Consider the following 23,782-nt stretch of genomic DNA (forward strand, 5'->3'; position numbering starts at 1 on the left):
AGTCGCATGCACGCAACAGCGCGAAGTCGACGGCCTCGTGGCAGGTAGAATGACATATCAATACTGCCATTGTGACAGCGGCGAACCTTGCGTGTTTGCGAATCTGTAGCGGCAACCATCATCAAACCCTCCCTGTGATCATTGATGACAGCTTAGGCCTGCCCTTGTATTATGAATAACGATTAATTTAGATCGTATTGATCGTTATTCATAATGGATAGATCATGCCCCAGCCTAACCTGAGTACCGAGCTGCTGCGCACATTTGTCACCGTGGTCGATGAAGATGGTTTTATCCGCGCTGCTGAACGCCTGCACAAAACCCAGTCCACCGTCAGCCAGCAGGTTCGCCGTCTGGAACAGGAACTGGATGTGGCGCTTTTCCGTACCGAGGGGCGCAAGCGCGTGCTGACCTCAACCGGCGAGACCATGCTGGGCTATGCTCGCCAGTTGCTTGCGCTGCAGGAAGACGCATTAGCCGCCATCACCGAGCAAAGTGCAGAAGGCGAGCTGCGTATAGGAGTGTCGCTGTCGCTGACCGAAAGCATGCTGCCCTCCATTCTGGCGCGCTTCAAGCAACACAACCCCGGTATTCGCCTGAATGTGCAGACCGACTACAGCAACAGCGTCTGTGAGGACTACGACGACGAACAGTACGACCTGGCCCTGATTCTCCGCCGTGATCGCAGTCAGGTGCGCGGTGAGCTGTTGGGCTACGAACAACTCATCTGGATTGGGCCGGCAGGCTATCAGTGGTCCAAGAACCGCCCCCTGCCACTGGTGCTGTTGAATGTGCCCTGTCTGTTCCGTGAGGCGACTTTGCAGGCACTGGATGCCACCGATATCAGCTGGCGTACCGTGTATTCAACCACCAGCTTTACCAGCCTGATGGCAGCTGTGCGGGCCGGACTGGGTGTGACTGTCAGAACTCAGGGGGCACTGGCAGAAGGGATGGAGAGCATTGGCTCACAGCTTGGCCTGCCGGAATTGCCTCCGGTCTACATCGAGCTTCGCTATCGCAGCAAAGTACCCGGCTGCGAGCAGCTGGCACAGCTGATCCGCCACGAGCGGCTACAGGCCTGGTAAATCAGGCCTTCAACATCTCTTCTGGCACCCCCGCATGTACTGCGAGTTGGTGAGCTGTCTCAACTCGGGCACGAGCCTTGAGCGCCCGGCGCCGAGCCTGTTCCAGATCGTTTTGCCGTTGCGCCCACTCAGCCTGATCCAGAGTGGCATCGACTTCAGCAGCAGCCAAATCGGCCTCCATCTGCTCCAGATCGCCGGCAGTTAATTCGGCCAGGCGACGCGCATCATTCAGGACGTCCAGAGCACGAGCCCGCTCGGCCGCCTCCCCCTCTTCCGGTTCGGCATCCAGATCAATATCCTCGGCGGCCAGTACCGCCACACTGAGCGGCAGGGGTTCAAGCGCGACATTAAGAGGCTGTCCGTAACAGTCAACCGGCTCGTTGCGCTGAAGCCTGAACGGCAGAAACACCAGAGATGCATCCAGCGAATAGCGTTCCCGTGCGCCGGGGTCGGTATGATCAATCAGCACCGCGCGGGCATCAATGCGACTCTGCTCCAGGTAGTGGCGCACATCATCCGGTGTCGCGGTTGGGTCGTCCTCATCGCTGCGGGCGATCAGAATCCGCAGGCTGGCACCTTCCCATTCGGGCGTGCGCAACATGAGATGGCCCAGTAACAGCATCAGGTGACTGGACGCATCGCCCCACCACCATATATCGATGCGGCGCTGATCCGGCGGGATCTGTTCCAGTTGAGCCCAGCGATTTTCATCACCATCAAACACCAGCAGGCTGCAGCCCTCATGGAAAGCGGTCCAGAGGTGACGGGCAAAAATATGTGTAGCCTCAGCTGATAACGTGCGAGGATCATGTTCCAGCCAGTTAAGCAGTATCAGGTTGGCTCTGAGGCTGCCGAGACCAAAGCCTTGCAGCAAGGTCCGCAGCCCCGCATCGAATGTATTCACTGTCAGCGCCAGCGGCCAGGCATCGACCCTTGCACGCTGGATATCGTCAGCCAGCACTTTTTCTACTTCATCACGCTGACGGCGCAACCGGAGTCCTTCACCCTCCAGCATTTTCACGGCAGTGACGAAACCACTGCCACCTTCCAGCCCTGCCGCCAGTTTCAACAGTGGCAAGCGGCGATGACTGCTGTCAGAAAACAGCAGAATATTCGGGCGCCAGTCACGTGGACTGTCAGGGCCATTGCGAATCGCAAGCAGATGCTGACGTATCTGCCGGGTGTGATACGAACGCCGTCCGTCCGCCCAGCGTGGCAGGGGCGCTTTCAGCTGAAGATAGCGATAGATCAGCGCCATGATACCCAATGCCACCATTCCGGCCAGCAGGTCAATTGCCAGCATGGCCACAAGACAGGCCAGCGCCCCCGCCAAACTGAGCAAGGGATGATAGAAACGAAAACGGGGACGGAACGACGGGCTCGCGGATTGTGCTTCAAACCAGGTTGCGTAGTTGATCAAGCCATAGGAGATAAGAAAGAACATCGACACCACAGGTGCAATGAGGTCAAGTTCACCCAAGCCGATGGTCATCAACGCAACCACGCCCGACAGCAATAACGCGCGGCGTGGATTGTCACTGGCACCACTGCCCTTGGAAAAAGGGTTGAGCAGCGGGAACAACCGGTCCTGCGACACCGACTGCAGAATGCGTGGCGCTCCCATGAACGACGCCATGGCTGACGAGAGCGTTGCCGCCAACACACCGGCCAGAATCAAGGGCGCAAACACCGCCACTTGCTGCATGGCGGCATAGTCCTGGCTCAGAATCTCTGCCGGCAACGCTCCGGCAAAGAGAAAGGCCGCCAAGAGATAGACCAGTATCGACAGTGCCACAGCACTCAAAGTGCCATTGGGAATGCTGCGCCCGGGATCACGCAGCTCACCCGACATGCTGACCCCTTGCGTAAAGCCGGTAACAGCCGGGAAGAAGATTGCGAAGAGCAGCCAGAAATCAACCTCACCCGGTGCTGACCAGTTGGCCGACAGCTGTTCGGCATCAAAACGCTCTACGCCTCCTATGAAGAAGGATACCAATGCCAGAGCCAGGATCACCATAATGCCGAACTGCAACCGAGTGGCCCAATCGGCGCCTTTCCAGGCAAAGCCGAACAGCAGCAGTGCCGCCAGTGCAGCAATCAGCTGAACACTCCAGTCCGGCGCACCCGGGATCATCCCGACCACTGCCTCGGCAAACCCGATACAGTAGAACCCCACCGAAACCGCTTGAGCCAAAAACAGTACCAGTCCGATCGCCCCGCCAAACTCCTGTCCCAGCGTGCGTGAGATCAGGTAGTAGTCGCCACCCTTCTTGACGTGCAGATTGGTAGCCACCGCCGACAGCGACAGGCTGGTCAGCACCGAGATCAGATTCGCTGTCAGCAGAATCAGCAGCATCAGTCCAAGCCCCGCTGCCCCGACTACATAGCCAAGGCGGAGGAACAGAATAATGCCGAGAATGGTGAGGATGCTGGGGGTGAAGACGCCTGCAAAGGTGCCCATGCGCCCGCCCGTCTCTGTCGCAGAACGTGACTCGGTGGTTCGCATCGTCAGACTCCTGTCGGGTGGCGCCCATGTAAGACATCAGCATAACGGGACAAACGGCGACTTAACAGCATCCCGGTATCAACAGGCAACGCCACGCTCAAGTACCTTGCGCAACACGAAACTGGAGTGCACCCCCGTAACCCCCTCAATACGTGTAATCTGGTGCAGCAGCAAGTCATGGTAGGCGTCCATGTCCTCCACCAGCACCCGAAGCTGATAGTCGGCATCCTGGCCGGTGATGATCAGGCACTCCAACACCTGCGGCAGTTCGGCGATCGTGCGCTCAAAGTTCTCGAACCGCTCTGGCGTGTGCCGATCCATGGAAATATGCAGGATTACGGTGAGGTTCAGCCCCAGTTTTTTGGCATCAACCAATGCCCGATAGCCACGAATCAGACCATTCTCTTCCAGCGCCCGCACCCGCCGCAGGCAGGGTGACGGCGACAGACCGATACGGTCGGCCAGCTCCTGATTACTGATGCGGCCTTCCTGCTGCAGAATTCGCAAAATGGCATGATCATAGCGATCCAGTGTCGCCCTCTCTTCATGTATCGACATAAAATTGCTCTATAAAATAAATTTGAGATTTATATTGCCAAAAATAGACCAAAATAGCGCAATTTAGCAATCGCCTGACATCATAAATCCCCTATCATGTGTCCCATATTCAGTTTCGGTCCGCGCAGGCGCCAACGGGTTCTACCCGAGCCCTGACGGCGATGACAGTCCTACCCGGAATGTCTAATGCAGCGGCCCACCCCACAACCAATGGAGAGCAAAACCATGGCAAGTGCCAACTTTAACCATCGCAAATATCAGCCGGTTGAACCCGTCACCGGCTTTACCCGTACCTGGCCCGACCGTCAGGTGACCGAAGCCCCAATCTGGGCCAGTGTCGACCTGCGCGATGGCAACCAGGCCCTGCTGGAGCCGATGAACGTGGCCCAGAAGCAACGCCTGTGGCATTTGCTGGTCAAGCTCGGCATCAAGGAGATCGAGATCGGTTTTCCGTCCGCCAGCCAGCCGGATTACGACTTTACCCGCTGGTTGATCGAGGAAAACCAGATCCCTGATGACGTGCGCGTACAGGTATTGGTGCAGGCGCGTGAAGAGTTGATTGCTCGCACCTACGAGGCACTCAAGGGTGTGAAGCAGGCGGTGGTGCATGTCTACAACTCTACATCTCGCATCCAGCGTGAGCGGGTGTTCGGCATGAGCCAGGACGAAATCAAGCAGATCGCCGTGCGCGGTGCGCGCTGGGTAAAAGAGTATGCCTCTAAATACCCGGAGACGGATTGGACCTTCCAGTATTCACCGGAGAGCTTCACCAGCACCGAAGTGGATTATGCCGTTGATGTCTGTGAAGCGGTGATGGACGAATGGCAGCCAACGCCACAGAAGCGCTGCATTCTTAACCTCCCGACAACCGTCGAAGTTGGTCCGCCGAACCACTTTGCCGATCAGGTGGAGTATTTCTGCCAGCATTTGAGCCGCCGCGACAGCGCCATCATCTCGGTGCACACCCACAACGACCGTGGCGGTGCCGTGGCGTCCGCTGAGCTGGCCCTGATGGCTGGTGCCGACCGGGTGGAAGGTACTTTGCTTGGCAACGGTGAGCGTACCGGCAACATGGATATCGTCACGCTGGCGTTGAACCTGTACAGCCAAGGTGTGGACCCGCAGCTTGATCTGTCCAACCCGGACGAGATCATTCAGGTCTGCACCGAATGCACCGGCCTGCCAATTCATCCGCGTCACCCGTGGATCGGTGAGCTGGTCTACACGGCGTTTTCCGGCAGCCACCAGGATGCGATCCGCAAGTCACTCAAGCAGCAGCAGGATGACGAGCCCTGGCAGGTCGCCTATCTGCCGATCGACCCGGCGGATCTGGGCCGTGGCTATCAGGCGGTGATTCGCGTCAACAGCCAGTCCGGCAAGGGCGGCATGACCTTCCTGCTGGAGCGCGATTTCGGCATCAGCATCCCGCGCTGGCTGCAGCTGGAGTTGGCCCCGATCGTACAGAAAAAAACCGAGGAGCAAGGCGGTGAGCTGGACAGTCAGGTGATCCATGACCTGCTTGTCCAGCACTTCGTACAGGACAAGGTACCGGTGAGTCTGGACGGCTACCGCATCGAGCGTAGTGGAGATGCCGAAACTCTGGCGGCCGACATCAGCGTCGACGGCGAACAGGTGTGTATCGAGGGCAAGGGCAAGGGTGCCATGGCGGCCTTCATCAGCGCCTGGCAGACCCGCACCGGGCTCAGTATCCATGTGGTCGACTACGCCGAGCACGCCATGGGTGAAGGTTCCGACGTTGCAGCCGCCGCCTACGTCCAGCTGAATGTGGAAGGCCAGCGCGTCTGCGGCATGGCTGTGGATGCCGATACTGTCAGCGCCTCGCTCAAGGCAGTGGTATCCGGCCTGAACCGCTGTGGTCAAGCAACTCGGATTGCCACCGCTAAGCAGACTCAGCAGGCATGATTTTCAGGGGGCATCGTCAATCGGTGCCCCCCTCCCCTTGCATACTGACGAACATCTGCTCACAGCAGGATCGATCAAGCCAGCATCACGCAGAGGGCACCGACTACGATCAGCCCCAGCCCCGCCAGATCACGACCATTGAGTTTCTCCCGGAACCAGCGCGCCGAAATCATCAAGGTAAACAGCACCTCGATCTGCCCCAGCGTTTTGACCAGCGCCACGGTTTCAAGGCTCATGGCCGTAAACCAGCCCAACGAACCGATACAGCTGAACAGCGAAATTGCAAACACCAGCTTTGGCCGCTGCCACAGCGCAATCAGCGTATACGGTTCACGCAACAGCAGCCACGCCAGCAGCATAAGCGTTTGTGTGGCGATTACACAGAGCAGCACCCAGGCTGCGCTGTACAGAAACGGCAGTCCCAGCAACAGGCTGGCTTCACGCACCCAAAGAGTGGTCAACGCAAATGCCAGCCCACTGCCAAGCCCGGTCAGCAGCGTACCAAATGACACCTCTCGAAGGGCACCGGGATTGGTCATTAGCCAGAATGCCAGCGCGCCGATCAGTACACCGGCCCAGGCCAGCGGTGACAGCGGCGCGGCAAAAAACAGCGCTCCCAGTACCGCTGCAATCACGGCCTCGCTTTTGGCCAGTCCGACTCCGATGGCGTAATTGCGCTTGCGAAACAGTACCACCATCAAGGCTGTAGCAATGATCTGAGCAATGGAGGCCAGTACGATCAGCAGTATGAATGATCCAGTTAACGCGGGCATGGGCGCCGTTTCCCAGCGATACAGCAGCCAGAGATAAAACCCGGCCAAGGGGCTGGCCCAGATGAAACGTGCCAGCGTAACCCCAGCGGTACTTACATCTTTGCTCAGGCGGTTCTGAAAGGCGTTGCGCCAGGCCTGCATAAACGCGGCCAGAATGGTAAAGGGTATCCAGAGCCCCATGGGGCAGCACCTATATGTGACAGAAGAGACAGGGAGACGCATTCTAGTGAATGTCCCGCTACTTTGGTACCAGCTCGGTGGCAGCCTCTTTCCAGTAACCGACGGCACCGGTAAAGTAAAAGCCATAAAAATAACGGATATTACACAATGAGCGAGATACAAAGGCCTGCACGCATTTTGCCGCTGCTGGTACTGGCGCAATTTCTGGGTACCGTAAACTGGTTGGCCGGCAACGCCATCATGCCGGCGCTGCAGAAGGACTGGGGCTTGCCCGACAGCGCGGTCTCCAGCCTGACTAACTCGGTACAGCTGGGTTTCATCAGCGGTGCATTATTGTTTGCCGTGATCGCACTGGCTGATCGCATCTCGCCGCGCATTCTGTTTTCACTTTGTGCCGGCAGCAGTGCCCTGATCGGTTACCTGCTGGGCTGTCATACCCATAGCTATGACCAGCTATTGTTGTTGCGTTTTCTCAGCGGCGTGATGCTGGCCGGAATCTATCCGGTGGGCATGAAACTGGCAGCCAGCTGGTATCCACAAGGACTGGGGCGTGCACTCGGCTATCTTGTCGGCGCACTGGTGTTGGGCAGTGCGTCACCGCACCTGCTGTCCGGTGTATTGGGCGATCACTGGCAGCTGGTTATTCTGGCTTCCGGTGCTGCTTCCGGTATCGCCGCGCTGATGATTTTGCTGGGGGTACCTGATGGCCCTGCACTGTATCGCGGCGCACCATTGCGCTGGCATGCACTGAGTTTTGCCCTGCGCCATCGTCCGCTGCGGCTTGCCGCCGGCGGCTATTTTGGCCACATGTGGGAGCTGTATGCGGTTTGGGCCTTTGCTCCAATCTGGCTGCTGGCCTGGAGCCGGGAGCATGAGACCGATCTCAATATCGGCCTGCTCAGCTTTTTGGTGCTGGGTGCCGGCAGTATCGGCTGCATTATTGGCGGCAAGCTGTCTGTCAGCTTGGGCAGTGGCCCGGTCGCCCGCGGCATGCTGATGCTGTCAGGACTCTGCTGCCTGCTTTCGCCGCTGATGTTCGCAATGCCGTTCCTGCTGGTGTTTGTGTTCTGGCTGCTCTGGGGCCTGAGCGTATCCGCAGACTCACCTCAACTATCGACGCTATCCACCCAGAATGCACCGGCAGAGGTTATAGGCAGCGCCCTGACGCTGATGAACTGCATGGGCTATACACTTTCGGTACTGTCAGTGGCACTGCTCAGCCAACTGCTGGTCATGATCCCGGTACACTGGCTGCCCTGGCTGCTGCTCCCCGGACCGATTTTGGGTCTTTGGAGTCTGGCTCGACTGCGTCATTCACAGCCAGAGCCTACGCAATAATCGATCCGTTCAGTGCAAGGATGCTTGCTTCAGGTCGATTGATCATGTCAACTTGATCAATATCTGATACGAACTGACAGGGATAGAAACAGTGACGCGTATACTTTCAGCTTGCCTGGCAAGTCTGTTTCTACTGGCACTGCTTATTGCATCAACAGCACGGGCTGACAATCTGACGCTGGACCAGCATGAACAAGCGCTTATTGACAGCGGCGAGCCCATTACACTGGCCGCCATGTATGACTTTGTGCCGTTTTCCTTTATTGAGGATGGCCAACACAAGGGGTTTGTCGCTGACCTGACTAAGCTGTTGGAACAGAAAACCGGTATGCGCATCGACGTGCATACCGGCGAGTGGTCCAACAACCTGCGCATGCTGCGCGAACAGCAGATCGATGTCATTGCCGATATCTCATTCAAACCCGAGCGCACCCCCTACACCCTCTACACCACGCCCTACTTTGAAATTCCCACCGTTGTATTCACTCAAAAACACTTTGGCGAATACAAAAGCCTTGCCGACCTGTCCGGCAAGCGTGTTGGCGTACTGCAGAATATCTTTTACCTGCCTGAGCTTCGCTCCCACAACGATATTGAAGTGGTCGAATTTGATGATTACGAGCGCCTTGTACGAGCGCTGGCCTTTGGCGAGGTGGATGCGGCAATCCAGAACCTGACCAGCGGCTACCACTATGCCTCACGTAACGCCTATACCAACATCAAAGTGGCGGGCGAATTCCAGTTGCGCAACGTGGGCCGCGAAGACCTACGCTTTGGAGTCCGCGTCGACAGGCCGGAGGTCCGCTCACTGCTGCAGAAAGGAATGGACGCAATCACTGACAGCGAATGGGATAAGCTGATTGACCTCTGGGTTGGCAGTGAATCCCTTGGCTTTATTCGAAATGCCCGCACCGTTGCACTGACACCTGAAGAGCGCGAATTCGTCAAGCAAATGCCAGTAATCCGGGTTCATAACGAAGAAAACTTTGAACCCTACAGCTTTTACGAAGACGGCAAGCCCCGCGGGCACTCGGTTGACCTGGTTCGACTTCTGGCCGAGCGGGCAGGCCTGCAGGTGGAGTTCGTCAGCGGCAAGCGCTGGGACGACTACCTGCAGATGATTCGCAGCGGCGAACTGGACGTCATGACCAATATCGTACGCTCACCCGAACGTGAGCAGTACATGCATTTTACAACTCCTTACCTGCGACTTGCGCAGGCGTTGTATCAGCACAGTGACAGTCAGCCCATCAACACCCTGGAAGAGCTGAAAGGCAAGTCACTGGTATTGCCCGACGGTTTCTTTCTGTACGAGCAGTTCAGCCGTGTGCCCGGAGTCAACCTGGTTGCGTCATCAGACAGCCTTGAGTCACTGATGATGGTCAGCACAGGCCAGGCAGATGCCACCATTGAGCTGATGAGCGTTGCCGATCATCTGAGTCAGAAGTATGGTGTTCCCAACCTGAAAACCCTCAGCACCCTGAACATCAAGGGTGGCGAACCGCTGTCACTGCATTTAGCTGTGCGCAAAGACCTGCCGCTGCTGCGCGATATTCTCCAGAAAGCGATGAACAGCCTGACCGAAAAAGAAAAGCGCGAACTGCAGCAAGAGTGGATTGCGCGCACCAACAACCCAACCCACTATGTTCACCTGACTGGCCAGGAGCTAGCTTGGCTCGAATCCAGAGCAGCACTGCGTATTTGCGTTCAACGCCACCGAATGCCGTATGAGCAGATCACTGAAGACGGCCGCCATGTAGGCGCCTTTGCCGACATGCTGGAAAAAATCCGCAACCATTCGGGTCTTAGTTTCCGCCTGGTGCCGGTAGACAACTATGCTACCGCCCTCAGCGCGCTGCAACAGGGGCACTGTGATCTGATCTCCAAATCACCCTTGTTGCCCGAGCAGCAAAGCCTTAGTTTCACCCAGCCTCTGTTCAACACCTCATTGGTGATCGCCACCCGGCTCGACGAGGTGTTTGTCAGCAGTGCCGAACAGCTTGAGCAGAAAACCATCGGCGTCGTCACGAATGACGACCCTCATCTCTGGTTGCAGCAATCCTACCCTGAACTTCAGTTGCATACTTATCCGGACCTGCCCACAGCGCTGAATGCCTTGAACGAGGGCGATATCTTTGCCGTGGCAGACACCTTGCCAGCCATGGCCCGCGGGCTGGGACAAAACTTCTTTGCCAATCTGAAGATCTCCGGCCAGATAGAGCCGAACTACACCGCCCGATTTGCAATGCGCGCAGAAGACGCAACTCTCAACCAGATTATGAACAAGGCCTTGATGTCGGTCACGGACGATCAGCGTGAATCGATCGGCAACCGCTGGATGACAGCACCCACCTATGCCGAGCGAACCGACTACACGCTGGTTGGCCAGATCACCCTTGCCACAGCCTTTGCACTTGTACTGATTCTGCTCTGGAACCGCAAATTGTCACGGCTCAACAACACCATCCGTGAAAACAACCTTCAGCTGCTGGATGCACATGAAGAGCTGAAGCTGAAAAACCGTATGCTGGAGCAGCTGTCAGTCACTGACCGACTGACCCGATTGAAAAACCGTCTCTATATAGAGCGGGTTTTTGACCAGGAGATCGCCCGCGCAGAACAGGACGGGCAGTATGATTTTGCCGTGCTACTGCTGGATATCGACCATTTCAAACGCATCAACGATCACTTCGGTCATGCCGCCGGGGATGCCACCCTGACCGACTTCGCTACGATACTCAGGGGCAACTGCCGCGAACATGATGTCATTGCCCGCTGGGGTGGTGAAGAATTCATGGTGATCTGTCCCAACACGAACGCCGAAAGTGCCGAAACACTTGCCCAGAGCTTGTGTCGTGCGATCCGTGAACACAATTTTCCCCTGATTGGCCACTGCACTACCAGTATCGGAGTCACTGTCTGGCGCCCCGGTGATCGTCAGAAAAGCATGAGTATCCGTGCTGATACGGCACTTTATGCCGCCAAGGAAAGTGGCCGGGACCGCGTCTGCCATGAGTTCTAGACTGACTTAAACGCTTTGCATTAAAGATGCTTTCAAGATACTCTTTATAAAGATGTTAAATTTATACATTTATAAGGAAGCATCATGCTCAGCCAAAATACCATCGAGATCGTTAAATCCACTGCACCCGTGATTGCCGAAGCAGGCCCTGCCATGACCGCTCACTTCTATGAGCGCATGTTCAGCCATAACCCTGAGTTGAAAGACATTTTCAATCTTACACATCAGCAGTCAGGCCGCCAGCGTGAAGCACTGTTCAATGCAGTTCACGCCTATGCCGCCAACATCGACAACCTCGAAGCGCTGCTGCCGGCCGTTGAGAAGATTGCGCAGAAACATACCAGTTTCCAGATCACGGCCGCACAGTACGATATTGTGGGGACTCACCTGCTGGCGACCATCGATGAGCTGCTCTCCCCCGGCCAGGCCGTGATTGATGCCTGGGCTGAAGCCTATGGGGTTCTGGCCGGTATTTTCATAGACCGCGAAGAAGCCATCTATCAGGAGAGTGAACAACAGACCGGCGGCTGGCGTGGCAAGCGCATGTTTGAGTTGGTCGAAAAGCGCCGTGAAAGTGATGTTATCACCAGCTTCGTATTCAAGCCTGCCGATGGTGGCGCCGTGATGCCATTCAAGCCCGGCCAGTATCTGGGCATCTACCTGAAGCCTGAAGGGTTTGAGTATCAGGAAATCCGCCAGTACAGCCTGTCAGGAGCACCGGCCAATGACCGCTACCGTATCTCGGTCAAGCGTGAGCCGGAAGGCAAGGTGTCCAACTACTTGCATGATCATATGCAAACAGGTGACCGCGTGGAGCTGGTGCCGCCTGCCGGAGATTTCTACCTGCAGGCACAGGCAGACACTCCAGTGACTCTGATCTCAGCTGGTGTTGGCCTGACACCAATGCTGGCCATGCTGGAGAGCCTGACCAAGCAGAGAGCCAGTGTGAACTGGTTCCATGCGGCCGAAAACGGTAGTCATCACGCGTTTGCAGAACATGTCAGTCAGCTGTGCAAGCAGCATGAGCATTTCAACAGCCAGGTTTGGTATCGGATTCCAGACGCGGCAGACAAGGCCGAATCACGCTTTGATCATGAAGGCCTGCTGGATTTGAACGCCGTGAAAGACACAATCAGTGACCCTCGCATGCAGTTCTACTTCTGTGGTCCGCTTGGCTTCATGCAGTATATTGCCGGCCAGCTGAAAGCCTTGGGGGTGGATGACAGCCGCATTCATTATGAGTGCTTTGGCCCGCACAAGGCACTTTGAAGACGTGTATCAGTACCCCCTGAAACAATCAAGGCGCCCATGGGCGCCTTGATTGCTGGATGCGAGGCAATTCAGCAGTCAGACACGAATATCGATATTCTGTCCAACTGAACTGGTCGGATCGACTGCAGGCACGGGTGCTGCACTCTGTATCAATTGCAGAGCCTGCTGCCCGGTTGCCTCAATCTGGTCCTTCACCATCGAGTTGATCTTGGTGGCATGGCTCGCCTGAGTCTGCATGTTACTCATGGCGGTGCTCATTGAAGCGATATCCATGGATACCCTCCTTTACTTAAAGAATATGACACCATACTACGACATCTGTGTGTGACATAACAGCTCAGGGCCCATCCCGCTGATGAAGATTATTCACGCACAAGAATCAGCCTTATGGCATCCAGCCTTAGCTCGGCACCTTCCAGCGCGGCAGCCATCTGCTCGGTATCTGACTGCAATGCGGCAAGCTCTTCAGGACGCACCATAGGATTGACCTCTGCCAAGGCTGCCAGCCGCTGATATTCAGCACTGCGTTGCTTTTTCAGCTGTTCCAACGCTTCGCCACGCAGCTTCACCAGCGCATTTGCTACCAGTGGGTCGGCCTGTTTCAACTGGGCACTGATCTGTTCCCGCGCCAGGCGGACCATTTTTTGACCGGTATTGCGGGTCACTGTTTCCAGCAGCTGATTCAATGGCTGATGTCCGATCATGCCTGCCAGATCACGCCCTTCCTGATCCAGCAGCAGACGCACGCTGCCACTGGGCAGATAACGTTCCAGCTGCAGCTGGCGTGGTGCCGGACAGCTCAGCTCGTATACAAGTTCCAGCAGTAAAGTGCCCGCCTGCAGCGGCGGCAGTTTAAGGGTGCACACCGCGCTGTTGCCCAACTCACCACGACCGATCAGCTCCATGGTGCCGGTCAGCAGAGGATGCTCCCAGCTCATGAACTGGATATCTTCCCTTGCCAGCGCACGCTCACGACTGAACGTGAGGGTCAGTCCCTCCTCGGGCAGGCCCGGCAGCTGACACAGCATGTGATCACCAGGGTGCAACACCAGCCCGTCCGGCCCGTGCGGTTGAGTATCAACGCCAAAACGGTCAAACAGTTTTTCCGCAAACGCCTGCAGCTCACGACTGTTTTCTGCCGCAGCCACTTCATCCAGCAGCTGCTGGGCCTGCTCCGGTCGACAACTGCTTAACTCGAGCAGCCGGTCACGACCGTTCGACAGGTCGAGCTCCATTGACTCACGTTCGTGTCGGGTATCATCCAACAGCGCCTGCAATGCCTCAGCATCCTCTGGCTGCTGCAGGCACCGCAGCAGTCGAGGAGCAAAGCGGCGGTAAAGTGCATCACCCACGGCACAGACACGGCTAAAGGCGTTGAGTCCTTCGTCATACCAGCGCAGCAGCACCTCACTGGTACCGCCGGTATAGACAGGCACATGGATCTGAATATCATCACACTGACCAATACGGTCCAGACGCCCGATGCGCTGCTCCAGCAGGTCAGGCGTCAGTGGCAGATCAAACAACACCAGATGTTGGGCAAACTGGAAATTGCGGCCTTCACTGCCAATTTCAGAGCAGACCAACACCTGAGCACCCAATTCCTCTTCGGCAAAATAGGCCGCTGCACGGTCTCGATTGACCAGACTCATGCCTTCATGGAAGACGGCAGAACGCACACCTTCACGCAGATTGAGGTGATCTTCCAGCGCTACAGCCGTAGCGGCATGAGCACATATCACCAATACCTTGCGGTTGCGATTCAGGCTCAGCCACTCGACCAGCCATTCAACCCGCGAGTCCACTTCGAGCCAGTCATCACCGATGATTTTTTCCGGATGCAGCCAGGCCTCGGGAGCCACCTCCTCATCAAACAGGGCCAGCTCGGGTGGCATTTCCAGTGAATGCACCTGCAACTGGCGTTGAGGAAAACCACTGACAGTATCGCGGGTGTTACGAAACAGAACCCGCCCCGTGCCCTGACGATCAATCAACTGACGGATCAGTCCATCCAGCGCCTGTGACTGCTGGGCTTCGGGCAGCTGCAACCAATCCTCTACCGCCGCGTTGCCAAGGCGCTCAGCCAGAGCCTGACGCAGGTGCACATCAGCCCGCAGGACACTGGCCCCGTCATCACCCAGCAAGGGTTCGATCAGACTGTTCAGCTGCAGGTAACGGTGTTCCTCATCAAGAAACTGCTGCAAATCAGGATAACGGGCCGGATCAAGCAGGCGCAGACGGGCAAAGTGGCCTTCAGGCCCCAGCTGCTCAGGCGTCGCCGTCAACAGCAGAACTCCTGGCGTCTTCTCTGCCAGTGCTTCGATGGAACGATAGGCATGGCTTGGCGCTTCCTGGCTCCAGCCCAGATGGTGAGCCTCGTCAACCACCAGCAAGTCCCAGCCGGCCGCTTGGGCCTGCAGCTGGCGCGCATCCGAGCGTGTCAAAAGCGACAGCGGGCAGATCACCAGCTGGCTGGACTCAAACGGGTTGGCCTGACCGCTCAGCTCAATATCAACGCAGCGCGCCTCATCCAGCAGCGTGAACATCAGGTTGAAGCGGCGCAGCATCTCTACCAACCATTGATGTACCAGTGAGTCTGGTACTACAACCAACACACGGCTGGCACGCCCACTGATCAAACGCTGATGGATTACAAGTCCGGCCTCAATGGTCTTGCCGAGCCCCACTTCATCCGCCAACAACGCTCTCGGCGCCAAGCGCTGACTCAGCTCACTGGCAATATAGAACTGATGCGGCAACAGCTGTACACGAGCACCCAACAAACCGTGTGCAGCCGAAGCTCGAAGCCGATGCTGTTGCTCAAGTATCGCGACGCGCAGCTTGAACAGGCCATTGCGGTCAATCTGACCGGCAAACAGTCGCTCCTGTGGTCGGCTGAAATGAACGGCACTGTCAAGCTCCAGTTCAGGCAAAATGACTTCTTCGCCCGCCTCATCAACGCCACGGTAGATGAAGCACTGGTTATGCTCCATCCGCTCAACCACCTCCATCGCATCTCCCAGCATATTGCAGACCCGGTCTCCGGGTTCATAGGCAACACGACTGAGAGGGGCGTTATCGGCGGCATAGGTACGAGTTTCTTCTGCAGCCGGAAAACGGATCTCGACACGGCGGTTGGCATATTCGACGACGATGCCCAGACCAAGCTCTGCTTCACTGTTACTGATCCAGCGCTGTCCGGGTACAAATGGCGGTAGTGACAAAATGTGGCTCCCTTGAATTCAGGTCGGCAATTTTAGGCGCTTGGCGGGTAAGACTCAAAGCCTGATCGTCAAAGTGGCTCAATCCGGCACAATTAAGGTTATCTTCTGCCGCAATTGAGGCAATAATTCCTGCTCGAACCAGGGGTTGCGCCGCAGCCACAGATTATTACGCGGGCTTGGGTGGGGTAAGGGTATGTGGTCTGGTCCGAACTCCTGCCAACGACTGACCCGCTCGGTGAGGTTCATACCCTTGCCCAAATGCCACTCCTGAGCATAGCGCCCCACCAACAGGGTCAACTCAATGTCAGGCAGTTCCGCCAGCAACTGTGCTCGCCAGGCTGGGGCGCACTCAGGTCGAGGAGGGTTGTCACCTGACTTGCCGCGCCCGGGATAGCAAAACCCCATGGGCACAATCGCCACCCTGGATGGATCGTAGAACTGGTCACGGCTCAGGCCAAGCCACTCTCGCAGGCGATCACCACTGGCATCGTTGAACGGGATACCGGTCTCATGCACCTTCACCCCAGGCGCCTGCCCGACAATCAGCAAGCGTGCCCTGCTGTCAGCCTGCACCACCGGCCTGGGACCAAGCGGCAGCTGGTCAACACAGATACGACAGGCACGCACTTGCCGCAGCAATTCAGGCAGTGACATCAGCAAAGTCCTCCACTTTGTTCTCCACTGTCCCGTTGTATCATATTGATACCAGTGTAAAAGCCATTTTAAATACGTGGTTTTTGTTGTACTGTCCGATAATACAAACATGTCTGTCGAGAGGGATCTTTCATGAAACAGCAGGTTCACTGGCTGCTGGGTCTTGTACTTGTGGCACTGGCCACGCTGTCACAGGCCGAACCTTTCACTCCCTCCCCCGCCACTCCGGCCCAGCTGCAGGCCATTCGTGAGGGTGGGTATGTCCTGTTTATTCGTCACGGCCCCACCGACACCAGCCAGCCTGATCAGGTACCGATTGACCTTGACGACTGCAGCACGCAGCGGCCGCTGTCCGATGCTGGTCGCGACATCATGCGCGATATCGCCCACCAGTTTCATCTGGCCGACATCCCCTTCGGCGAGGTGTACAGCAGCCCTATGTGCCGAGCCTACCAGACAGCGGCCATCATCTTTGGTGATGGCGGTTATCGTGTGGACCCTAACCTGATGTACGTAGCGGCACTGACCAGCAGTGAAAAACAGCCGATTATTGCACGCACACTTGAGCTTCTGAGTACACCGGTTGAGCGTGGCAGCAACCGCATTCTGGTTGCCCACGGCCCGAACATGGTTGAAGTAATGGAGTACTTCCCGGTCGAAGGCACCCTGGTCATTATTCGCCCCCATGCCGATGGCAGTGGCTTTGATTATGTTGCCAGCATCGAACCCGGCCACTGGGCCCACCTGCTGAAAACGGCGGACTGAAACTCATGCGCGCGGGCAAAACCATTCTGATGATGTTCCTGCTGCCCGCCCTGCTGGTACTGTTCTTGGGGATACTGCTGGGCTACCTCTCCCTGAACAGTCTGCGCCAGCAACAACAGGACAGCAGTGCAGCTCTGGCACTGGACCTTGCCACCATCCACCAGGAAGCTAGCTTTAATCGTGATATCGCCCACCTCCACAGCCGTGTCATCAAGGCCCTGGACGGGGCTCGCAACGGTGAACTGACGGAAGTCGAAGTGTATTACGCTCACCGGGATTTCGTGGATGAATTGGCCGAAATCAACACCCGGGTTGAAACCCTCCGACAGTCCAGCCTGCTCAAGGAGGTCAACCACAATTCGGTCACTCGGCTGGCAGAAGAGTTCGAGGCCTATCGCAACATGATGATCATGGCCACTGAGATTGCCGCCGTTGATCCTGATACCGCCAATCGCTTCTTTGCGACAGCCCAGCACAGCTACAATGACTTTTCCCAGTTTACCGGCCGAATCTCGGTACTGCTGACGGAACGTGCCCTGCAGCGAGAGCAGGAAAGCCAAACCCGTTACGACCAGACATTCCTGCGCATTCTGGTCATGAGCTTGCTGGCGGCACTGGTAATTACCCTGATCGTGATTGTGGTGGCCCGCATGATCAGCAGCCGAGTACGGGACATCGCCGACGCTCTGAGCCAGCTGGCGTACAACCAGAGTGCCAACCTGAAACTCCCCGCCATTGAGCGCCTTCAGCGCAAGTCCAAAGGCGAATTCGGCCGCATTGCGGGCGTGCTTCTGGGCTTTCGTGATGATCTGGTGAGGCGCATCCAGGCCGAAGAGGCCAATCATCGTCTTATCTTTTACGATGCACTGACTGAACTGCCCAACCGCCGCATGCTGCAGGAACAGTTGATACACTTGACCAGCAGCGAGCGGATGAAGAACTACTACGCTCTGTTATGGATCGATCTGGACCGTTTCAAGCTCCTGAACGACATCCGCGGCCACCAGGCAGGTGACAACTTTCTGTTTGAGCTGGCACGGAAGATTCGCACCCTGCTGCGAGAAGGCGACCTGCTGGCGCGTGTCGGCGGTGATGAATTTGCCGTTCTGGTCGAACTGCCACAAAGCAATCGCTCGCTGGCGGCAAGGGAGGCGGAGCAGATCGCACAGGAGTTGCGCTGCGGCCTCGAGGGCGAGTACTCAATCGAGGACTTCAATCATTTCCTCAGCGTCAGCATCGGCATTGCGCTGTTTACCGAGCGCCAGTTTGAGAGTGAGGCGCTGCTTGGGCAGGCGGAGCTGGCCAAGTATCAAGCCAAGGCTGCCGGTCGCAACACCGTCAGCTTTTACGACCCACAGATTCAGGCCGAAATCAGCCAGCGTGCCGAACTTGAAACCGAGTTGCGCCAGGCGATCGACCGCAACGAACTGGAACTCTTTTACCAGCTGCAGTTCGATCATCGCAGCCAGCCAATCGGTGCAGAAGCGCTACTGCGCTGGCGTCACTCGGAAAAGGGACTGGTCTCTCCTGCACAGTTTATTCCTCTGGCAGAAGAAACCGGCCTGATTGTACCGATTGGCAGCTGGGTTCTGAAAACCGCCTGTGAACAGCTTTGTCGCTGGCAAGGCAACCCGCTCACCGCTCACCTGCAACTCGCGGTTAATGTCAGCGCACGCCAGTTCCGACAGCCCGACTTTGTAGACGAGGTTGAGTCCACATTGGCACAAAGTACAGTACCGCCCGGCAAGCTCAAGATTGAACTGACCGAATCCACCGTTCTCGACTACGTTGAGGAAACCATCAGCAAGATGGCTCGGCTCCGAGAGCATGGAGTTAAGTTCTCGATGGATGACTTCGGCACGGGATACTCATCACTTCAGTACCTGAAGCGATTGCCACTGGACCAGATTAAAATCGATCAGTCTTTTGTGCGTGATATAGATACGGACAACGACGATGCCATGATCATCAAGACCATCATCGCCATGGGCCACGCCCTGTCTCTGGACGTTATCGCAGAAGGTGTCGAAACCGAGCAACAGCGCACCATCCTTGAAGCCTATGGCTGCCAGCACTATCAGGGCTATCTGTTTGCTCGCCCCCTGCCACTGACTGAATGTGAACAGCTCCTGCAAGCAGGACCGAAACCCGTCCATTGACGATCTGCCACTTTGTATTTAGATTTATCTAATATACTCAAAGGGGCTTTCTCATGTTACCTGCATCGCTGCAACGCCTGCTTACTGTTCTGCTGTTGGGCCTCGCAAGCCATGTCACCGCAGCCGAATCGATTGAGACCGTCTTAGTCGAGCGACGTGCCCTGGAAGAAAAAGTTCAGCTCGATGGTGTTATTGAAGCGGTGCAACAGAGCACGGTTTCGGCTCAAACCAGTGGTCGCGTCATCGCTCTGCCCTATGACGTGGACGATTCAGTACCCGCCGGAGCCTTGATCGTACAGCTCGAAGACAACGAGCAGCAGGCGCGGCTGCAGCAGGCCCAGGCTGCTCTCACTGAAGCCGAGGCGAGCCTTGCCGATGCGCGCCAGCAGTTCAGTCGCAGCCGCTCGCTGCATGAACGACGTCTGATCGCGGACCAGGCACTGGATCAGGCTCGCAACCAGCTCAGCGCCAGCGAAGCACGTCTGGCTGGTGCTCAGGCAGCAGTTGCCGAAGCCCGCAAGCAACTGGACTATACCCGTGTTACCGCTCCCTATGGGGGTATTTTGACGGAGCGCCATGTAGAACTGGGTGAAAGCGTCAATCCTGGTCAGCCTCTTCTTAGCGGACTTTCACTGGAACAGCTGCGTGTAGCGGTAGACCTGCCACAACAATATGCCGGTATTGCCCGCGAGCAACGAATGGCCCGCGTGACCCTGCCCGATGGCGATATACTGTCTACCGGCAAAATGACTTTCTACCCCTATGCGGACCCGACAAGCCACAGCTTCCGCCTGCGCATGACACTGGATGAACCCGATGCACGTCTGTTTCCGGGCATGCTGGTCAAGGTCAGCCTCCCGGTTGCCACTCGTGAAGCGCTCTGGATTCCCGTCACCAGCCTGCTGCATCGCAGCGAGCTGAGGGCTGTGTTTGTGCTCGATGGCAGTGATAATCCTCGCTTGCGTCAAATACGCACCGGTGTTCGTAACGGTGGCCTGGTCGAGATTCTCGCGGGCCTGAGTGAGGGAGAGCGCTTAGTGGCCAATCCGTTGCAACTCAGCGGACAGCCTGCATTGAATATGGGCGAGGAGTATCGGCCTTGAGCACTTCACTGCCTCCTGTCGGCCCTTCGGGTGCAATTGCCCGTGTGTTTCAGAACTCGCGCCTGACACCTTTGCTGGCCCTGCTGGCCATACTGCTCGGTATTCTGGTACTGGTGTTCACTCCCAAGGAAGAAGAACCCCAGATCGACGTGACACTGGCCGATATTCTGGTCGCCCTGCCCGGAGCCAGTGCCGCAGAGGTCGAGAACCTGATATCCACGCCCGCCGAACAGGTGATGAGCGAGATCGAAGGCGTCAAGCATGTCTATTCGGTATCGCGTCAGGGGCAGGCCGTGATCACAGTGCAGTTCAAGGTCGGCGTCAGCCGTCAGGAGGCCCTGGTTCGACTCTATAATCAGGTGTATTCCAATCAGGACTGGCTGCCTGCCGACCTTGGCGCCAGCCCGCCGCTGGTCAAGCCCAGAAGTATCGACGACGTACCGATCATGACGCTGACCCTGTACGACCCGCAGCAGCGATACGGTGGCGAAGAGTTGACCCGCCTGGCACACATGCTGGAGGTGGCACTGAAGCGGATACCCGGTACGCGGGATATCTACACCGTTGGCGGTGTGCCTGATCGGGTTGACGTACACTTCGATCCTGCCCTGTTGGCCGGCTATGGCCTTGGACTGGATGATATCGCGCTTGTACTGCAGGCCGCCAACAGCAGCTCACAGCCCGTCAGAATTACCCGTGACAACCTCTCCATTCCGGTGCAGGCAGGCCTGCTGCTGGAAGATGTCGAAAGCATCCGCAGCCTGGTGATCGGCATGCATCAGGGAGCCGCCGTTTTCCTGCGTGATGTCGCCAAAATCAGCAGGGGCAGTACGGTACCCGATCGCAGCGTCATGCTGGGCTTCGGTCCGGGCAAAAGCGCGGCAAAGTCCGGCACTGTCGGGCAGGTCTATCCCGCTGTAACACTGGCCATTGCCAAGCAGCCCGGTGAAAACGCGATTAACATCACCGAAGCCATTGAAGCAAGGCTACAGCTGCTAAAAAACCGCGCACTGCCTGATGACATTGAGGTGGTAATCACACGCAACTATGGCGAGACCGCCTCGGGCAAGGCACGCAAGCTGATCACAGACCTGATCTCAGCCACTCTTTGCGTCATGTTGTTGGTGCTGGCCGCCATGGGCTGGCGCCAGGCCACTATCGTTGGTGCTGCTGTACTGGTAACCCTGCTGCTGACGCTAGTGTTTTCATGGGCCTGGGGTTTTACATTGAACCGGGTTTCTCTGTTTGCACTGATCTTTTCAATCGGGATACTGGTGGATGACGGCATCGTCATCACCGAAAACATCAACCGGCGCATACAGAACTCCCTGCATCCGGTGAAGGATATCATTCCGGTTGCTGTAGACGAGGTGGGGGCGCCGACGATAATGGCCAGTCTGACCATTATGGCGGCCCTGCTCCCCATGGCTTTTGTCAGCGGTCTGATGGGACCATACATGAGCCCTATCCCGATTAATGCATCAGCCGGCATGGTGATTTCACAGGTTGTTGCCTTTGTGGTTGCCCCCTGGCTGGCCCTGCGTCTGCTGCACCATCGCCGGGGCGCACAGGCCAATGAAACCGGCAGCTCGGGTGATGGTGTCAACCCGACTACACTCCAGCTTTTCAGCCGACTGCTGACTCCGTTTCTAGGGGCTCACCGGGGCCGCCGGGCACTGCTGGCAATGGTGGTGATCGGCCTGACCTTACTGGCCGTCGCTCTGCCGGTGTTTCAGCTGGTGATTCTGAAGATGCTGCCGTTTGACAACAAGTCGGAGCTGCAGGTCGTGGTCGATATGCCGGAAACCGCTCCGATGGAAGAAACCCAACGCCTGCTGCTGTCACTGGGGCAACACCTTGAGACGGTACCTGAAGTTGCAAACTGGCAAAGCTATGCCGGCATCTCGGCGCCGATCAACTTCAATGGGCTCGTACGCCAGTATTATCTGCGCAGCGATCCCTGGCAGGGAGATCTGCAGGTCAATTTGGTTACTGAGAGTCAGCGCGAGCGCCCATCACATAACATTGCTCAATCGCTTCGTCACCCCCTGCAGGCCATCGCCGAGCCTTTTGGCGCTTCGGTAAAAATTGTCGAGGTCCCGCCCGGCCCGCCTGTTATGTCACCTCTGGTGTCCGAGGTATACGCCGCTGATGCAACCAGACGTGCGGAGCTGTCGCTCCAGTTGATGGCGCAGATGCAGCAGATCGAGGGACTGGTCGATATCGATTCAACACTGGAAGCTCCGGCGAAACAGTGGCAACTGGTGGTTGATCGCGCTCGCGCCGCCCGGCTGGGAGTTTCTCAGGCACAGGTAGTGCAAGCATTGCAGACAGCACTTGGCGGCAACAACCTGAGTTACCTGCATGACGAACACGCCAAATATCCGGTCCCAATTCGGGTCATTCTGCATGAAGGCGACAAAGCACAGCCGTCGGCACTGCTTTCGCTGCAACTGCGCAACCGTGAAGGTCTGTTGATACCACTGGCCAGCTTCGCACAGATTGTTGAGTCAGACTGGGACGCAGCGCGCTATCACAAGGACCTGTTGCCGGTAACCTATGTCACGGCGGACATGGCCGGTGAGATCGACTCTCCACTCTATGGCATGTTCCGCATGGTGAATGCACTGAATCAGCAGGAGGATGCGCCGGAACAGTTCTTTATTCGCCAGCCCGACCTGCCGGAGCTTGGCACACTGAAATGGGACGGCGAGTGGCAGATCACCTATGAGACGTTCAGAGACATGGGACTGGCCTACAGTGTCGGCGTGTTCATGATCTTTGTGCTGCTGGTGGCCCAGTTCCGTTCCTACCTGATGCCACTTGTCATCATGGCACCCATTCCGCTGACGCTGATTGGGATTCTGCCCGGCCACGCCCTGCTGGGTCGAGAGTTTACCGCAACCAGCATGATCGGCATGATCGCGCTGGCCGGCATCATTGTGCGCAACTCCATACTGCTGGTGGTATTTATTCGTCAGTTACAGGATGAAGGGATGGGACTGGAAGACGCCGTAGTGATGGCGGGAGCTGTCAGAATCAAGCCCATCGCACTAACAGCCATTTCAGCGATGGTGGGCGCCTGGTTCATTCTTGGCGACCCGATTTTTAACGGACTGGCGATCTCGCTGGTGTTTGGTCTTGCCATGTCTACGTTGCTGACCATCATCGTCGTGCCGCTTTTGTATTATGTGCTTGCACGCCGCCGCTGGCTATAACG

General features: G+C 57.0%; 15 protein-coding genes. 9 read left to right on the plus strand and 6 right to left on the minus strand.

Going from position 1 to position 23,782, the window contains the following annotated elements; genetic code table 11:
* Nucleotides 1–224 precede the first annotated feature (224 nt).
* On the plus strand, nucleotides 225–1,085 hold the full coding sequence (locus ACAM29_RS06845; RefSeq protein ID WP_369623639.1) for a LysR substrate-binding domain-containing protein: 861 nt from the start codon (nucleotides 225–227) through the stop codon (nucleotides 1,083–1,085).
* A gap of 1 nt (nucleotide 1,086) precedes the next feature.
* On the opposite strand, the gene ACAM29_RS06850 is transcribed toward ACAM29_RS06845, so the two are convergent.
* Complete coding sequence (locus tag ACAM29_RS06850) at nucleotides 1,087–3,591, minus strand: amino acid permease (protein ID WP_369623640.1); 2,505 nt, start codon at nucleotides 3,589–3,591, stop codon at nucleotides 1,087–1,089.
* Nucleotides 3,592–3,669: 78 nt separating this feature from the next.
* Nucleotides 3,670–4,149 carry an Lrp/AsnC family transcriptional regulator gene (locus ACAM29_RS06855; protein ID WP_091826955.1) on the minus strand — a complete coding sequence of 160 codons (480 nt, stop codon included), beginning with the start codon at nucleotides 4,147–4,149 and terminating at the stop codon, nucleotides 3,670–3,672.
* 225 nt (nucleotides 4,150–4,374) lie between these two features.
* Between ACAM29_RS06855 and leuA the strand changes: the two genes are divergently transcribed.
* A complete protein-coding gene (leuA, locus tag ACAM29_RS06860) occupies nucleotides 4,375–6,072 on the plus strand; it encodes a 2-isopropylmalate synthase (protein ID WP_206842046.1) in 1,698 nt (565 codons plus the stop codon).
* Nucleotides 6,073–6,146: 74 nt separating this feature from the next.
* On the opposite strand, the gene ACAM29_RS06865 is transcribed toward leuA, so the two are convergent.
* Complete coding sequence (locus ACAM29_RS06865) at nucleotides 6,147–7,025, minus strand: EamA family transporter (RefSeq protein WP_369623641.1); 879 nt, start codon at nucleotides 7,023–7,025, stop codon at nucleotides 6,147–6,149.
* A 147-nt stretch (nucleotides 7,026–7,172) separates the two neighbouring features.
* Here ACAM29_RS06865 and ACAM29_RS06870 point away from each other — a divergent pair, with 147 nt between their 5' ends.
* The 3 genes from ACAM29_RS06870 (at nucleotide 7,173) to hmpA (ending at nucleotide 12,654) form a co-directional block, all read left to right on the plus strand.
* The gene (locus tag ACAM29_RS06870) at nucleotides 7,173–8,363 is read left to right on the plus strand and encodes an MFS transporter (RefSeq protein WP_369623642.1); all 1,191 of its coding nucleotides are present in this window, start codon (nucleotides 7,173–7,175) and stop codon (nucleotides 8,361–8,363) included.
* A 91-nt stretch (nucleotides 8,364–8,454) separates the two neighbouring features.
* A complete protein-coding gene (locus ACAM29_RS06875) occupies nucleotides 8,455–11,385 on the plus strand; it encodes a transporter substrate-binding domain-containing protein (RefSeq protein ID WP_369623643.1) in 2,931 nt (976 codons plus the stop codon).
* An 84-nt stretch (nucleotides 11,386–11,469) separates the two neighbouring features.
* Nucleotides 11,470–12,654 (plus strand): NO-inducible flavohemoprotein, encoded by a 1,185-nt coding sequence (gene hmpA / locus ACAM29_RS06880; protein WP_369623644.1) that lies wholly within the window; start codon nucleotides 11,470–11,472, stop codon nucleotides 12,652–12,654.
* Between the two features lie 78 nt (nucleotides 12,655–12,732).
* On the opposite strand, the gene ACAM29_RS06885 is transcribed toward hmpA, so the two are convergent.
* The 3 genes from ACAM29_RS06885 to ACAM29_RS06895 form a co-directional block, all read right to left on the minus strand.
* Nucleotides 12,733–12,930: a putative motility protein gene (locus ACAM29_RS06885; RefSeq protein WP_369623645.1), complete on the minus strand. Its 198-nt coding sequence runs from the start codon at nucleotides 12,928–12,930 to the stop codon at nucleotides 12,733–12,735.
* Between the two features lie 89 nt (nucleotides 12,931–13,019).
* Complete coding sequence (gene rapA / locus ACAM29_RS06890; protein WP_369623646.1) at nucleotides 13,020–15,881, minus strand: RNA polymerase-associated protein RapA; 2,862 nt, start codon at nucleotides 15,879–15,881, stop codon at nucleotides 13,020–13,022.
* A gap of 78 nt (nucleotides 15,882–15,959) precedes the next feature.
* Nucleotides 15,960–16,535 carry a uracil-DNA glycosylase family protein gene (locus tag ACAM29_RS06895; RefSeq protein ID WP_369623647.1) on the minus strand — a complete coding sequence of 192 codons (576 nt, stop codon included), beginning with the start codon at nucleotides 16,533–16,535 and terminating at the stop codon, nucleotides 15,960–15,962.
* A 132-nt stretch (nucleotides 16,536–16,667) separates the two neighbouring features.
* On the opposite strand from ACAM29_RS06895, the gene ACAM29_RS06900 reads away from it, so the two are divergent.
* From ACAM29_RS06900 to ACAM29_RS06915, 4 genes are read left to right on the plus strand one after another with little or no spacing between them, the layout of a single operon-like run.
* Nucleotides 16,668–17,300, plus strand: coding sequence for a histidine phosphatase family protein (locus ACAM29_RS06900; protein ID WP_369623648.1), 633 nt, complete (start codon nucleotides 16,668–16,670; stop codon nucleotides 17,298–17,300).
* Between the two features lie 5 nt (nucleotides 17,301–17,305).
* On the plus strand, nucleotides 17,306–19,459 hold the full coding sequence (locus ACAM29_RS06905) for a putative bifunctional diguanylate cyclase/phosphodiesterase (RefSeq protein ID WP_369623649.1): 2,154 nt from the start codon (nucleotides 17,306–17,308) through the stop codon (nucleotides 19,457–19,459).
* A gap of 53 nt (nucleotides 19,460–19,512) precedes the next feature.
* Nucleotides 19,513–20,562 (plus strand): efflux RND transporter periplasmic adaptor subunit, encoded by a 1,050-nt coding sequence (locus ACAM29_RS06910; protein WP_369623650.1) that lies wholly within the window; start codon nucleotides 19,513–19,515, stop codon nucleotides 20,560–20,562.
* Nucleotides 20,559–23,780 (plus strand): efflux RND transporter permease subunit, encoded by a 3,222-nt coding sequence (locus tag ACAM29_RS06915; protein WP_369623651.1) that lies wholly within the window; start codon nucleotides 20,559–20,561, stop codon nucleotides 23,778–23,780. Before ACAM29_RS06910 ends, ACAM29_RS06915 begins: the two co-directional genes overlap by 4 nt.
* The last annotated feature ends 2 nt before the right edge of the window (nucleotides 23,781–23,782 follow it).

Origin of the sequence: Marinobacterium sp. BA1, assembly GCF_041155135.1 — a bacterium.
In the GTDB taxonomy this organism is placed as follows: Bacteria; Pseudomonadota; Gammaproteobacteria; order Pseudomonadales; family Balneatricaceae; genus Marinobacterium; species Marinobacterium iners.